A 14,812-nucleotide genomic window follows, 5' to 3' on the forward strand; every position below is an offset into this window, starting at 1 on the left:
TGGCCATCAAGCCGCACTCATAGCCGCACCGCGAGATGCTGGAAACTCACAAACGGAATCAAGGTAAAACGAAACCAAGCATTAGCCATCCGACGGCAGCCCCTGCTCGATGGCGCGAAAACGCAGTGGCGCCAGCGCGGAGGCGCGCTGCCACCAGTCGGCGACGCGGTCGTCCAGTGCGGTCACACCGCGACCCTGGCCGGGGAAGATCCGGATCTGCTGCACCGCCTCGGCCTCGAACCCCCTGCCCTTGCGCGTGATCTTGAGGGCGGCGCCCTCGCGGTCGCGCTGCGTCAGCGGCGCCAGGAGGCGGCCGTGCGGGCGGAGCGACTGAAGCCAGAGCGGATGCGGGTGCGGGAAGCCGGCATGCACGATGATCACGTCGGCGGGCTCGCCGATCTCCTCGCATCCATCGCCATGCACGACCTCGACATTGCGATAGGGGCGAAGGTAATTCGCGGCACGCGCCGCAAGCCGCCCGTCGCATTCGATTGCATGCACCGTGCCCTTGGGCCCCACGATCTTCGACAACACCGCGGAAAAATAGCCGAGACCGCAGCCGATCTGGACCACGCGGTCCTTCTCCCCGACGTCGAGCAGATCGATGAAGTGCGCCCACAGGCTCGGCAGCCCGGTGTCGAGCTTGCGGCGCGCATCGATCGCGACCAGCACATTGTCGTAGAGATGAACGGGATCGGCATCCGGCGTCAGCCGGTAGCCGCGCGCCGCCTCGCTCTTGATACGCCAGGGTCCCTTCGCCAGAAAATCCTCGCGCGGGATGGCGGCGAGCGCTTCGAGCAGGCGTGGTGAGGAGATCCGCTCTCGCTTCGCAATCAACTCGACGTAGCGCGCACGCGCGGCGGCAAGATCGCTCATTTCATCGCATCGGCCTGTTCAAGGACGGGCACGTCTCCGCCGAGCTCGCTGAGGAGCTGCATCGCCTGCTTCAGGTCCGGAGTATAAAAGCCCTCGCTGAACTTGCCGACGATCGGCAAAAGCAGAAGACTTGCGTGCTCGCGCTTGCCGGCTTGGTGCGACAGCCGCGCAAGGCTGACGGCGGTCCGAAGCTCCCATGACAGCGCGCCCTGCTTGCGCGCGGTCTCCAGCGACAGGGCGAACAGGTCCTCGGCCTCCTGCACCGATGCCGGATCACCGTCCGACATCGTGATCTCGCCCTGCAGCCGATAGACCTCGGCGAGATAGGAGTGATCGCCGGTCCGTCTCGCGGTCGCGAGCGCGCCGTCCAGCGCGCGCAAGGCGGCATCGCGCATCCCGACCTTGGCATAGGCTTCCGCAAGCAGGCAGCGGAACCAGCAGCCGGCGAGCCAGGAATCCATCGCCTCGTATTCGTCGAGGCCGAGGCGCATCTGGCTGAGACCTTCGTCGGCCTCGCCGAGCTGGGCCAGCGCCCAGCCGCGCAGGATCGCCGCCTGCTGCTTCCAGTGCAGGAAATTGTGCTCAGTGGCGATGATCATGGCGCGGTTGGCGTGGTCGCGCGTACCCTCGACGTCGCGCAAATGCTGGCACAGATAGGCGCCGAACACGAGCGCGAAGGCGAGCGTGAAGGGATGGCGGATCTTCTCGGCATTCGCGATCGCCTGCTCGCTGTGCTGGCGCGCCGCGTCCGGCCGGCCGAGGAACCAGAGGAGATAGCCGAGATAGGACAGCGAAACGACGCCGGGATCGGTACCGTGCCGCTCCATCAGATCGGAGTGCAGATCGGGACTGTAGAGGTTGATGCAGCGGTGCAGATGGTGCTGGGAGGCGGCAAAACGGCCGCGATAGAGCATCGTCATCGCGATCGAGCGGTGCGCCTCGATCAGATAGCCGGTCTGCTGCGCCGGCTGCGTGCGCTCGTTCAGCCGCTCGCGCTTGGCGAACTTCAACAGCTCGACACTGAGATCGTGCGCGCGGCTGAGATCGGCACGGATGAAATGGCAGACCCAGAGCCCACGCGTGGCGGCGAAGGCCTTCTCGTCGTCGTCGAGCTGCTGACCGAGCTCGAGCGCGCGGATGTAGTTTTCCTCGACCTCCTGCACGGCGTAGCCCTTGGCGGCAATCAAAGCGTTGCCGAGCGCGATGCGCAGCTCCAGCTCCATCTCGTCGGCGCCCTGCATGCGCGCATTGGCCTGCACGACGCTCAAGCCCCGGCGCAAATGCCCGATCGCCTCCAGATTGGCGCCGCTCTTGGCCGCCTGCTTGCCGGCCTTGAGCCAGAAGCTGGCGGCGCCCTCGCTCTGGCCGGATTCGGTGAGGTGATGGGCCAGCAGCTCCGGTTCGCGCTCGGTCTTCTCCGGATACATCTCGGCGAGCACCTGCGCGATCCGCGAATGCAGCTTGCGCCGCTCACTGTGCAGCAGGCTGTCGTGCGCGGCGTTCTGGATCATCACGTGCTTGAAGGAGTAGAGCGCGCCGGGCGGATGGCCGCGGCGCATGATCAACCCGGCCTCCTCCAGATGATTGAGCGCGGCCTCGATCTGCTCCGCCGGCGTATTGGCGACCGCGTGCAGCGTCGCGTAGGAGAACTCGCGACCGATGGTGGCGCCGATCTGCGCGATGCGCTTGAACGGTCCCATCCGGTCCAGCCGCGCCATCAGCGAGTCGGTGAGGGTCGCCGGGATCGCGAGCTGCCGCCATGGGCCCGACAGCACGTAGCGCCCGTGCCGCTCGGTCAGGAGGTTGGATTCGAGAACGGTCTTGGTCAGCTCTTCCAGGAACAGCGGCACGCCGTCGGTCTTGACGATGATCTCCTCGACCACCTCCTTGGGAAGCTCGCGGCCCGCGACGCGCTCGACCAGCGTCGTGCGCAGCTGCCGGCTCAGGCGGTTCAGCACCAGCGTGGTGATGTGCGAATGCGCGTTCCAGCTCGGCTGGAATTCGGAGCGCGCGGTGATGATGACAAGGACCGGCTGGTTCTGCACCCGGGCGACGAGGAGGTCGATCACCTCGCGGGAGGTCGGGTCGATCCAGTGCAGATCCTCAAGCGCGATCACCAGCGGCATGTCGCGCGCAAGGCCGAGGAAATGATTGACCAGCGCGGCGACGGTCGCATCCTTCTGCTGCTGCGGTGACAGGTCGAGCGGCGGATAGCGGTCTCCGGTCGGGATCGACAGCAGCGCGGCAAACAGCGGCGTGACCTGCTCGATGTCGCCATGGGCGGCGGCGATCGCGGTCTCCAGACCCGCCAGCGACGTCGCGGATGGATCCTCGCGGTCGAGGCCGAGCGAGAATTTGAGCTGCTCGGAGAACGGATAGAACGCCGTGGAGGTGTAGTAGGGCGAGCACTGGAACGAGACGTGTCCATGGCGGTCGCCCGCGATCCGGTCGAATATCTCCTGGATGATGCGCGACTTGCCGATGCCGGGCTCGCCGAACTTGACCACGACCTGGCCGTCGCCGTCCTTGACCTGCTGCCAGCGCCCCATCAGCAGCGCGATCTCTTCCTCGCGGTTGACGAGCGGCGTCAACCGCCCGCCCATGGAAGCGGCGAAGCGGGTCTCCGCCCGCGAGGCGCGCACCACGTGCCAGGCCTGCGTCTTCTCCGAGATGCCCTTCAGCGCATGGACACCGAGATTGCGGTAGTCGAACTTGCCCTTCAGCAGCGACTGTGTCGAGGCCGAGATCACGACGCCGTTGGGCGGCGCCAGACCTTGCAGGCGTGCGGCGAGATTGACGGTTTCTCCGACCGCGGAATCGCGCTCCTCGGTGCCTTGGCCAACGAGGTCGCCGACCACGACGAGACCGGTTGCGATCCCGATGCGGACGGCGGGGGCGTGGCTCAGCGCACCGCGCGGCTCGATCGCGCGCGCGGTCGACAGCACCCGCACGATCTCGAGCCCGGCGCGCACCGATCGCTCGGCATCGTCCTCATGCGCGGTCGGATAGCCGAAATAGACAAGGATACCGTCGCCGACGAAGCGCGCGGCAAACCCTTCGTAATGCTTCACCACGCGGACGCAGGTCTCGCGAAAGCTCGCGATCATGTCGCGCACGTCTTCCGGATCGAACTGCACCGACAGCGAGGTCGAATCCACCATGTCGCAGAACATGGTGGTGAGCTGACGCCGTTCGGCACCGACTTCCGCCCGGACTTGCGGGCGCGCGGCCGTATCGGGCTTCTCGGCGGTCTCAGCGTGGAATAGCGCCGACATCGCGCGCTGAAGCCGCTTGCGATCGCCGAGCGGCAATCCGAGCTCGACCAGGTCGGATTCCGTCAGGTCCCCCATCACATCGAGATCGAGGCGGTGCTGCGCGAAGAGATCGGTGTAATGTCCAAGACCGACGCCTTCGAGCCAGCGCTTCAACCCGCCTTCCGTCCCCGTAACAGGTTCATTCTCCAGCATGGTGATTCTGCCCGACCTTCACTCCGTCGAAGGGCTTTAGGCCCCTCAACCACAGATTTTGGGGCCCGAACTTCACCTCAGACTGGACGCGTTCCCTAAGTCTTGGGAAGAATAGCTCAATCAGATCAAAAGGGAATGGCATTGTCCCACATTGCATCCGTAGCGGGAGAGGATTCGGACAGCGCAGGCGCCGAAACCAGGACGTTTGCCGATATCGGCGGCCTTCTCGACTTTTATGCGCGCAAGACCCCGTCGGCACCAGCTCTCCTCGCGCCGGGCCGGCCGGCCCTCACCTACGGCAAGCTGGGTGAGTTGATCCAGCAACTGGTCCGCACCCTGCGGGGGCTTGGCATTGCCCCTGCCGACCGGATTGCCGTTGCGCTGCCGCGCGGCGCCGACAGCGCGCTGGCGCTGATCGCGGTCGCCTCGGCCGGCGCCTGCGTCCCCGTCAATCCCGATCTGACGGCCGACGAGCTGCAGCGCTATTTCAGCGAATTGAAGCTGACCGCGCTCGTCACCCGGGCCGACATGAATTCACCAAGTCGTGACGTTGCCAAGGCACTCGATATCGCGGTGATCGATTTCGTGCCGGGGCCGAACGACAATCTCGGCGGCTGCGCGTTCATCGGCCCGGCAGTCGGGCCGGCCAGCACGAGCGGCGCCTCGCGCGGCGACGATGACGCCTTCATCCTGTTGACGTCAGGCACGGCGGCGCGGCCGAAAATGGTGCCGCTGACGCAGCGCAATGTGTGCCTGTCCGCATACAATGCCGGCCGCGTGCTGTCGCTCGCAGCCCACGACCGCCTGCTCAACGCCCTGCCGCTGTTTCACGCCCATGGTCTGATCTCCGGCCTGCTGACGGCGCTGGCCGCGGGCTCCAGCGTGATCTGCACCAACGGTTTCGACGCGTTGTCCTTCTTCAGCTGGATGCGGGAGCTGCGACCGACCTGGTACACGGCGGTGCCGACCATCCATCGCGCGCTGCTGACGGCGGCCGAGGCCGACCCGGACCGCGCCCGGTCGTCGTCGCTGCGCGTGATCCGCTCGGCCTCATCCTCGCTCGCGCCTGCGATCCTGAACGGGCTGGAGGCGATGTTCGGCGTTCCCGTGCTCGAGACCTACGGCATGACGGAAGCAGCCTCGCAGATCTCCGCCAATCCGTTCGAGCTGCGCAAGGTCGGATCGGTCGGCCGCGCTGCGGGCCCCGAGATCGCGATCATGGACGGGGCGGGCCGCACGCTTGCGAGCGGCGAGCATGGCGAGATCATGCTGCGCGGGCCGAACATGAGCCGCGGCTATTATAATGACGAGGCGACGACACGGGCCGCCTTCCGCAACGGCTGGTTCCGGACCGGCGACCTCGGCTATCTCGACGCCGACGGCTACCTCTTCATCGTCGGCCGCATCAAGGACGTCATCAACCGCGGCGGGCAGAAGATCTCGCCCCTGGAGGTCGAAGAGGTCCTGCTGAGCCATCCGGCGGTGCTGGAGGCCGGCGTGTTCGCCGTCCCGCATCAGAAGCTCGGCGAAAACGTCGCCGCCGTCGTGGTGCTGCGCCCGAACTCCGAAGCAACTCCGGACCAGCTTCGGCAGTTCGCGCGCAAACGACTTGCGGCCTACAAGGTACCGAGCCTGATCCGCGGCGTGGCCGCACTGCCGAAAGGCGCGAGCGGCAAGGTCAAGCGCAACGCGCTGGCCGATCTGATCGCAACCGCGGAGCATGGCGTCGAAGCGCAATTGCCGCGCAACGCGCTGGAGACCCAGCTCGCGGGGATCTGGGCCGGTCTGTTGGAACTGCCGCAGGTCGGCATCGATCAGGATGTCTTTGCGCTCGGCGCGGACTCGCTCGCGGCGACGCAGATGCGCTCGCGCTTGCGCGAACGCTTCAATGTCGACTTCTCCTTCGAGGACATCTTCGATTGTGCCACGGTCTCGGCGCTTGCGGCCCGGATCGAGACCGCCACAACCCATCGCGAGACGATGGTGCCCGCATGGCGCCAGGCGGCGGCAGCAGACGCGCCGCTGTCGTTCCAGCAGCAGCGGATGTATGTGCTCTCGCGGCTCGATCCGACCCGCTACAATTACAACGTCGTCGAAGTCGCGGTTCTCAAGGGCCTGCTCGACGTCGCCGCGCTTTCTGCGAGCCTCGCCTCGATCTGCGCGCGCCACGAGGCGCTGCGCTCGGTCTTCATCGAACGCGAGGGCGAGCCGGCGCAGCGGGTGCTGCAATCACCACCGCGATTCGAGCGGATCAAGCTCAAGCCCTGCGCCGCGGACAAGCAGGGCGCAATCATCCGGCGCGAGGCGCTTGAGCTCGCGCAATATCCGTTCGACCTGGCGCGTGAGCCGCCGCTGAAGGTCACCCTGCTGTCGTTCGACAAATCCAGCCACGCGCTGGTGGTCAACGTCCATCACCTCGTCACCGACGGCTGGTCGCAACGGCTGTTCTGGGAGGAGCTTGCCGCCCATTATTCCGCTGCACGCAAGGCAAGCGCCGTGACGTTACCCTCGCCCGCCTTCCAGTATCGCGACTTTGCGCTATGGCAGCAGAGCTGGGCTCAGACGCCGGCGGCGAAGGAGCAGCTCGATTACTGGCGGACCCAGCTCGACGGTGTCACCACGCTGCCGCTGCGGACCGACCGGCCACGACCGGAGGTCTGGAGCGGTCACGGCGCCCGTCACTATCTCGAATTCTCCAAGGCACTGTCGGCCGATCTGCGCGCGCTCAGCCAGGACCAGGGCGTCACGCCTTTCATGACGCTGCTCGCGGCTTTCCAGTGCCTGCTGTTCCGCCACACCGGACACGAGGATGTCGCGACGGGATCGCTGATCGCCAACCGCAACCAGATCGAGAGCGAGCGATTGATCGGGCTGTTCGCCAACACCCTGATCCTGCGCAACGATTTTGGCGGCGATCCGGGCTTTGGCGAGATGTTGCGGCGGGTACGGCAGGTCACGCTGGATGCCTACCGCAACCAGGACCTTCCGATCGAGGAAGTGCTGCGCGCGCTGCAGATCGCGCGCCGGAGCGATGGCAATCCGCTGTTCCGGATCATGTTCATCCTCCAGAACGCCTCGATCGAGGCGGCACGTTTCCCCGGCCTGTCGACGCGGCGGCTGGAGGTCGACCCGAAGGTCGCGCGCTTCGACATCACGCTCGAACTGGTCGAGGCCGACGGCCGCTTCACCGGCTTCTTCGAATACGCCACCGATCTGTTCGACGCGGCGACCATCGAAGGCATGGCCGCTCAGTTCAAGACCCTGCTCAAGGCCGTGATCGCCAATCCGGAGCAGCGCATCTCGCGCCTGCCGCTCCTGACGGAGGCCGAACGCCGGCAGTTGCTGGCGAAAGGCCAGGGCGTGGTGGCCAATTTCACCGCGCGCGGCAATCTTTGCGAGCGCCTCGAGCGCCAGGCGAAGAAGACACCGAACGCAATCGCGGTAACGGACGGACACACCTCCCTGACCTATCGGGAGCTCGCCCGCCGCAGCCAAGCGGCCGCACGCTGGCTCGCGCGCGAAGGTGTCGGCGCCGAGAGCGTTGTCGCCTTGCTTGCGGATCGCGGGCCCGACCTGCTCGCCGCGATGATCGCCGCGCAGCGCGTGGGCGCAGCCTTCCTCAATCTCGATCCCGACCAGCCGCCGGCGCGGCTTGCGACCATCCTCGGATCGAGCTGCGCCCGCATGCTGCTGACCGGGCGCGCCCAGTCGGCCATGGTCGAGGCCCTGCTCGGACCGCTGGTCGAGCGCATCCATGTCGCCGAGCTCGAGGACGCGATCGCACCCGGATCGACCAGGCCTGCCCGCGCCGCGCGGCGCGCAGCCGCGAGCCTCGCCTATCTCATCTACACATCCGGCTCCTCCGGCGCGCCGAAGGGCGTCATGATCGAGCAGCGCGGGCTGTCGAACCATCTGGCGTCGCTCATTTCCGAGCTCGGCCTTACGGCGAGCGACGTGATCGCCCAGACTGCGCCGCAGAGCTTTGTCATCTCGGTCTGGCAGTTCCTTGCCGGTCCCATGGTCGGCGCGCGCGTCCATGTCTGTGCCCACGCAATCGTGCAGGACCCGATCCTGCTCGCGCGGGAGATCGAGCGTGAAGGCATCAGCGTGCTCGAGATCGTGCCGTCGCTGCTGCGGGTGATCCTCGACCGCATGGACGACGCGCAGGTCCAGCGCGCCTTTGCGGGATTGCGGCTCCTGATCTCGACCGGCGAGCCGCTGCCGGTCGATCTCTGCCGCGCCTGGTTCGCCCGCTGCCCGAAGGTGCCGCTGATCAACGCCTATGGCGCGTCGGAATGTTCCGACGACGTCTCGCTGCATCGCCTGACCAAGGCGCCGGCGGCGACGACGAGCAACGTCCCGGTCGGCGCGCCGCTGCCCAACACCCAGCTCCATGTGCTCGATCAAAACCTCCAGCCGCTGCCGGTCGGCGTGACCGGCGAGCTCTGCGTCGGCGGCGCCGGTGTCGGCCGCGGCTACATCAACGATCCCGCGCAGAGCCGGCAGCGCTTCCTGCCGGATCCGTTCGCACGCCAGGCCGGCGGGCGGCTGTACCGGACCGGCGACCTCGCACGCCGCCGCGCCGACGGCACCATCGAATGCCTCGGCCGCGCCGACCATCAGGTCAAGGTCCGGGGCTACCGTATCGAGCTCAAGGAGATCGAGAACGCGCTTGCCGACCATCCTGCGGTGCGCGCCGGCATCGTCGAGCCGCGCCGCGAGGCGAGCGGCGATGTCAGGTTGATTGCCCATATCGTCGCAAGGGCCGGCAGCCAGAGCAGCGCCAGCGAGCTGCGCGACTTCCTGAAGAGCCGGTTGCCGGGCCATGCCATCCCGTCCGCATTCCTGTTCCTGGACCAGATGCCGCTCAATGCCCATGGCAAGATCGACCGGTCGGCGCTGCTGGCGCCCGCGCAGCAGGACGTCTCCGGACCGGACGCCGCCGTGCCGGCGCGGCACTTCACCGAAAAAGTGCTCTCGGACATCTGGGTCGACCTGCTGAAGGTCGAGAGCCTCGGCGTGACCGATAATTTCTTCGATCTCGGCGGCCATTCGCTGCTGGCGGGCCAGGCGATGGCGCGCGTCGCCCGTGCGCTCGGCGTGTCGCTGCCGATCAAGACCATCTTCGAGGCTCCGACGATCGAAGAACTCGCCCGGCGGGTTGACGAGGCCGTGGCAGCAAAGCCGCGCAAGCCGGCAACAGGCATGCTGCGGCCTGCTGAAAGCGGGCTCCCAACGCTCTCGATCGCACAGGACCAGATGATGCGGATCGAGCAGAACCTGCCGGGCCTGCCGCTGTTCAACCTGCCCTTTGCCTTCCGCCTCCAGGGCCCGCTCGATCCGACCACCCTCGCGCAGGCGTTCGGCGACATCGTGCGCCGCCACGAATCGCTGCAGACCGGGTTCGGCCGGAGCGGCGAAGAGCCCGTCAGTCGCATCGCCACACCCGGCGAGCTCGGACCGGCCCTCACGATCGAGGTCATCGGCGACGGACGTCCCCACGACAACAAGCGGCGCAAAGCCCTCGAACTCAGGAAGATCGACCTCCTGATCGAGCAGGAGACCTACGCCCCGTTCGACACTGCGCGGCCGCCGCTGTTGCGGGCGCGGCTGTTGCGGCTCCATGCCGACGATCATGTGCTGCTGCTGACGCTGCATCATGCCATTGCCGACGGCTGGTCGATCGGCGTGCTGTTCGAGGAGCTGTCCAACCGCTATGCGGCGCTGGCCGGGCGTCCGTCCGTGCCGCTGCCGAAACTACCGCTGGCCTTTTCGGACGTCGCCCGCTGGCAGCGCTGGTGGCGCGGCACGGACGCCGCCCGCCGCCAGGCCGCCGACTGGACGGAGAATCTGCGCGGCGCGACCCCCGTCTTCGACGGTGAAGCAAGCCCCGGCGCGTCCACCGGGCATCACCCCGTCAGCCTCGAGCGCGAGCTGATCGGCCGGCTCACGGCGTTCGCCGGCCGGCATAACAGCACGCTGTTCATGTGCCTTCTCACCGGCCTGAAAGCCCTGCTGCTGGCGCAGAGCGGCCGCAACGACATCTCGGTCGCCACCGCCATGGCCAATCGTGCCCAGCCGGATACCGACCGGATCGTCGGTCCGTTCGAGAACACGGTGATCGTCCGTACCCGAATCACGCCGGAGCTGTCATTCGCGCAAGCCCTGGCCCGGGTGCGCCAGAGCGTGCTCGACGCGCATGCGCGCCAGGAGCTGCCGTTCAACATCCTGGCCGACCATCTGGAGCAGGAGGGGATCGATCCGGCCTCGCTGCTCCAAGTCTATTTCACCCTGCAAAATCCGCTGCGCCAGCCGCTCGATCTGGCTGACGTCACGATCGAATCGATCGGCAACGTCGCGCGCGAAGGCCAGCCGGTGCTGCCGATCGACCAGACCTGGCTGTCGCTGATGCTCAAGGAACGCCCCACCGGAATCACCGGCTCATGCAATTACAAGGGCGAGCTGCTCGATGGCCGCAGGATCGGTGAGTGGATGGCGCATCTCGTCGCGCTGCTGGATGCGGCCGTCGCCCACCCCAACACACCGCTCGGCCGATTACTCGCTCGCAGGGCGGCATGACCGGCTGTACGGGACGGGAGAACACAGGTTCACTCGCCAAAGCTGTGCATGACCAAGTTGCATCTTGATTATTTGGCGCCAGCGCGCAAGATTATTCCCTCGATTTGATTTGGACGATTATTTTCAACCGGGGGAGTATGTTATGGGTTTCATCAAATTTACCAAGGGTACCTCGTTGAGCGACAAGGACCGCAAGGCCCTGCAAAAGCTGCTGGGCGCCGAGAAGAAGAAGCTCCAGTCCGCGCTCAAGGATGTCGATGCCAGCCTTTCGATGCTGGGCGGAGCGAAGAAAGCCAAGAAGAAGAAGAAGTAAGGATCGTCGGCCGGGACGCCGCACGAATCCTCAGGCTTCACTTTCCGGATATGGGCCGCTCGCTTGTCGAGTTGGGGTCTCGCACAAGCTTGCGCCTGTAAACTGGCCTGCAAATCGACAAGAAATTGCCCGGGTGGACCGTTAGAAGCGGTCCGCTCAGTTGATTCTTGCTCAGTTGATTCTTCCGTCAGGGCCGGAGACTTGGCCTCCGCCTGACGCCATGGGCCTTATTGATGGCAGACGACAGAATTGAACTGTTTGTCGGACTGATCGAGACCATTGACGCTCCGGGCGCAGTCGATGCGTGCCGGCGCCTACTCTCGGTCGACGAACGGATCCGCGCCGACCGCTTCATGTTCGAGCGGCACCGGCGGCAGTATATCTTCGCGCACGCGATGCTGCGCCTGGCGCTGTCGCAGGCCGCGCCGAACGTCGCACCCACCGATTGGTCCTTCGGGGCCGGTCGCTACGGGCGGCCGTTTGTCGCGGCGCCCGCGACCTCGACCGCGCTGCATTTCAGCCTGTCCCATGCCGATGGCTGCGTTGCCTGCGTCGTCTCCGGGCATGAGACCGTCGGCGTCGACGTCGAAACCGTGTCACGGCGTGTCGCGCCACTGTCCACCGCGCTTCGCTTCTTTGCGCCGGAGGAGGTCGAAACGTTGCGCGGACTGCCGGAGCCCGCCGCGATCGAGCGCTTTTTCGACTATTGGACGCTCAAGGAGGCCTATCTGAAGGCAAGGGGCTTTGGGCTCAATCTGCCGCTCGACGCTTTCGCGATGCAGGTGTCCCGCGAGGCCATCGAGATCAGCTTCAAGCCCGATATCGCCGACGATCCGCATGCATGGCGCTTCTCGCTGTGCTCGCCGTCGCCCTCGCATCGCCTCGCGATCGCCGACGGCTCCCGCGCGCACGGCGGCCTTCCCATCACCCGCAATTCCTGGCCGTTCCAGGAAGCGGCTGAATGACGCCCCCGCGGCTGCGCGTCTTTCCCGCGATCTCGCGCAACCGCGATCCCAAGAAATATGTCGGCGAGCTGATGCGGGTGGCACAGTTCGCCGACCGCAACGGCTTCGAAGGCATCCTGCTGTTCGAAGGCAACGACGTGTTCGTCGAGCCCTGGGCGATGGCCCAGCACATCATGGGTGAGACCACGCGAAGCTCGCCGCTGATCGCGGTCAATCCGGTCTACATGCACCCGTTCGCCGCGGCAAAATTCGTCTCGTCCTTTGCGCAGCTCCACGGCCGCAAGGTCTATCTCAACATGATCACGGGGACCGCGGTCAGCGATTTGCAGGGGCTGGGCGACGAGCAGTCGCATGCGGACCGCTACGTCCGGCTCGGCGAATTCGTCGCGCTGATGCGCCAATTGCTGGAAAGCCCTCGCCCGGTGAATTTCGACGGCCGGTTCTACCGCGCAAGCAATCTGCAACTTCGCCCGCGCCTGCCGGCGGAGCTGATGCCGGAATTCCTGGTCGCGGGCCAGTCGGAGGCGGCGCAGCGCGTGGCGAAGGAGACCGGCTGCATCAAGATGCAGATGCTGCCGCCCGATCTCGATCGCGGCCTCGATGCGCCCGGAATGAACTTTGGCATCTTCGCCCGCGAGGGACGCGACGAGGCACGGCAGGCGGCAACGGCGCGTTTCCGTGACAATGCCGATGATCGCGAGCTGCTCGCGCTCACCGTGGAGAACAGCGATTCCGTGTGGAAGCGGCGGCTCTATGACGGCCAGAGCGGCGAGCTCGCCGACAATGGCTACTGGCTGCTGCCGTACCTCACCTTCCAGGCCGACTGCCCCTATCTCGTCGGCAGCTACACCGAGATCGGCGCAAAGCTGAGGGATTTTGCGGCGAAGGGCCTGACCACGATCATGCTCGACATGGTCGCCGACGAGGCCGAGATGCAGCACGTCCGCAAGGCGCTCGCGGCGAGCGGGATGTTCTAGGACGTCACGCCGAGCGGACTGAGCCGTGCCAGCGGCTCGCTGCCTTCCGGCCGTCGCAAAAGCTGCATGACATGCCGCTTCAGGCGCACGAATTCGGGTTCGGTGACGAGATCGTGGCTCCGCGGCCGCGCAAACGGCAGCACGATGTCCTCGATCACCCGGCCGGGTCTTGCGCTCATCACGACGATGCGATCGGCGAGAAACAATGCCTCGTCGATGTCGTGGGTGACGAAGACCGTGGTGGTCGGGATCTTGCTCCAGATGTCGAGCAGGACCTCCTGCATCATGCCGCGCGTCTGCGCGTCGAGCGCGCTGAAGGGCTCGTCCATCAGCAGCACCCGCGGCTGGTTGATCAGGACCCGCGCGATTTCCACGCGCTGCTGCATACCGCCCGACAATTGCGCGGGATAGAACGCCTCGAAGCCGGAAAGGCCGACCAGCTTCAGGATCGCGTCGGCGGCGCGGTCGCGCTCCCTCCTCCCGAGACCCCGCATCTTCGGGCCGAAGGCGACATTGTCACGCACCCCCTTCCAGGGAAACAGCGTGTGCTGCTGAAACACCATGCCCCGGTCCGGGCTCGGGCTCTGGACCTGCTGGCCGTCGACCGTGAGACGGCCAGCCGTGATCGGCAAATGCCCGGCCAGCGCGCCGAGCAGCGTGGATTTTCCGCAGCCGGAGGGACCGAGGATGCAGACGAGCTCGCCCGGCGCAATCGCGACATCGAGACCGCTGACCGCTTCGAATGCATCGCCGCCCGATCCGAGCGAAATCGAGACATCGGCGAAGTCGATCCGACCGACGCTGTTCGTGCCGATATCCGCGACCCGGATGTTCATCGCGCCACCTTCGGGCTACGCCAGGGCATCAGAAGCCGCCCGGCCGTCGTCAGCAGCCAGCTCGATCCCATGCCGAGCAGGCCGATGATCAGCATGCCGACGATGATGTCGGCGTAGTTCTGGAGCGTGTAGGCTTCCCAAGTGTAATAGCCGATGCCGAACTGGCCTGAGATCATCTCCGCGGTGACGAGGCAGAACCACGAGGTGCCCATGCCGATTGCAAGCCCGGTGACGATGCTGGGCGCGGCGTCCGGCAGCACGACCTCCCTCAGGATCGCCAACTCCCCCGCGCCGAGGCTGCGGGCGGAGGCAACCAGCCGGCGGTCGACATTCGCGACACCGTGGACGGTGTTCAGCACGATCGGAAACAAGGCACCGATGAAGGTGATGTAGATCATCGAGAGTTCGGACGACGGAAAGATCAGGATCGACAGCGGTATCCATGCCACCGCCGGTATCGGCCGCAGCAATTCCAGCGGCGGCAGCAAAAGATCGCTCGCGGCGCGTGACCGGCCGATGGCAAAACCAAGGATCACGCCGATCACGACCGCCGCCCCGTAGCCCGCGAACACCCGCCAGAGGCTACTGGTGATATGTGCCGTCAATTTCGGCGAACGAAACAGGGCGAGCGCGGATTGAGCGACCTCGACCGGCGGCGGCACGTTGCGGAAGGTCACGATCCCCAGATTGAGATGCGTGGTCGAAGCGACCTGCCAAAGGGCGATGCAGGCCAGGATCGAAAGGCCGCGGACCATCCAGCGGATGCCCGCAGGTCGCGCCGGGATAGCGGTGGCCATCG

At 66.3% G+C, this 14,812-nt stretch carries 8 protein-coding genes; 4 read left to right on the plus strand and 4 right to left on the minus strand.

The genetic code is table 11. The annotated features are described in order from the left end of the window. Nucleotides 1–81: 81 nt before the first annotated feature. Together AB7Z56_RS36345 and AB7Z56_RS36350 are read right to left on the minus strand one after the other, a co-directional pair. Nucleotides 82–876 (minus strand): protein-L-isoaspartate O-methyltransferase family protein, encoded by a 795-nt coding sequence (locus AB7Z56_RS36345; RefSeq protein WP_063985369.1) that lies wholly within the window; start codon nucleotides 874–876, stop codon nucleotides 82–84. Further along, entirely contained in the window at nucleotides 873–4,343 is a 3,471-nt protein-coding gene (locus tag AB7Z56_RS36350) for an ATP-binding protein (RefSeq protein WP_063985370.1), read from the minus strand. The genes AB7Z56_RS36345 and AB7Z56_RS36350 overlap by 4 nt, the downstream gene beginning before the upstream one ends. A gap of 135 nt (nucleotides 4,344–4,478) precedes the next feature. Here AB7Z56_RS36350 and AB7Z56_RS36355 point away from each other — a divergent pair, with 135 nt between their 5' ends. The 4 genes from AB7Z56_RS36355 to AB7Z56_RS36370 all read left to right on the plus strand — a co-directional run bounded on the left by AB7Z56_RS36355 (nucleotide 4,479) and on the right by AB7Z56_RS36370 (nucleotide 13,177). Continuing rightward, on the plus strand, nucleotides 4,479–10,922 hold the full coding sequence (locus tag AB7Z56_RS36355; protein WP_063985371.1) for a non-ribosomal peptide synthetase: 6,444 nt from the start codon (nucleotides 4,479–4,481) through the stop codon (nucleotides 10,920–10,922). Nucleotides 10,923–11,064: 142 nt separating this feature from the next. After that, nucleotides 11,065–11,235 carry a hypothetical protein gene (locus AB7Z56_RS36360; protein WP_014497648.1) on the plus strand — a complete coding sequence of 57 codons (171 nt, stop codon included), beginning with the start codon at nucleotides 11,065–11,067 and terminating at the stop codon, nucleotides 11,233–11,235. A gap of 233 nt (nucleotides 11,236–11,468) precedes the next feature. Next, nucleotides 11,469–12,200 (plus strand): 4'-phosphopantetheinyl transferase family protein, encoded by a 732-nt coding sequence (locus tag AB7Z56_RS36365; RefSeq protein WP_014497649.1) that lies wholly within the window; start codon nucleotides 11,469–11,471, stop codon nucleotides 12,198–12,200. Continuing rightward, nucleotides 12,197–13,177: an LLM class flavin-dependent oxidoreductase gene (locus tag AB7Z56_RS36370; protein ID WP_063985372.1), complete on the plus strand. Its 981-nt coding sequence runs from the start codon at nucleotides 12,197–12,199 to the stop codon at nucleotides 13,175–13,177. The genes AB7Z56_RS36365 and AB7Z56_RS36370 overlap by 4 nt, the downstream gene beginning before the upstream one ends. Here the strand turns inward: AB7Z56_RS36370 and AB7Z56_RS36375 are convergent. Both AB7Z56_RS36375 and AB7Z56_RS36380 read right to left on the minus strand, forming a co-directional pair. Further along, nucleotides 13,174–14,013: an ABC transporter ATP-binding protein gene (locus AB7Z56_RS36375; RefSeq protein ID WP_063985373.1), complete on the minus strand. Its 840-nt coding sequence runs from the start codon at nucleotides 14,011–14,013 to the stop codon at nucleotides 13,174–13,176. The genes AB7Z56_RS36370 and AB7Z56_RS36375 overlap by 4 nt on opposite strands. Next, nucleotides 14,010–14,810, minus strand: a complete 801-nt coding sequence (locus AB7Z56_RS36380; RefSeq protein ID WP_063985374.1) for an ABC transporter permease — start codon at nucleotides 14,808–14,810, stop codon at nucleotides 14,010–14,012. The genes AB7Z56_RS36375 and AB7Z56_RS36380 overlap by 4 nt, the downstream gene beginning before the upstream one ends. Between the last annotated feature and the right edge of the window lie 2 nt (nucleotides 14,811–14,812).

The organism is Bradyrhizobium sp. 482_C4_N1_8 (genome assembly GCF_052075965.1).
Lineage (GTDB): Bacteria > Pseudomonadota > Alphaproteobacteria > Rhizobiales > Xanthobacteraceae > Bradyrhizobium > Bradyrhizobium barranii.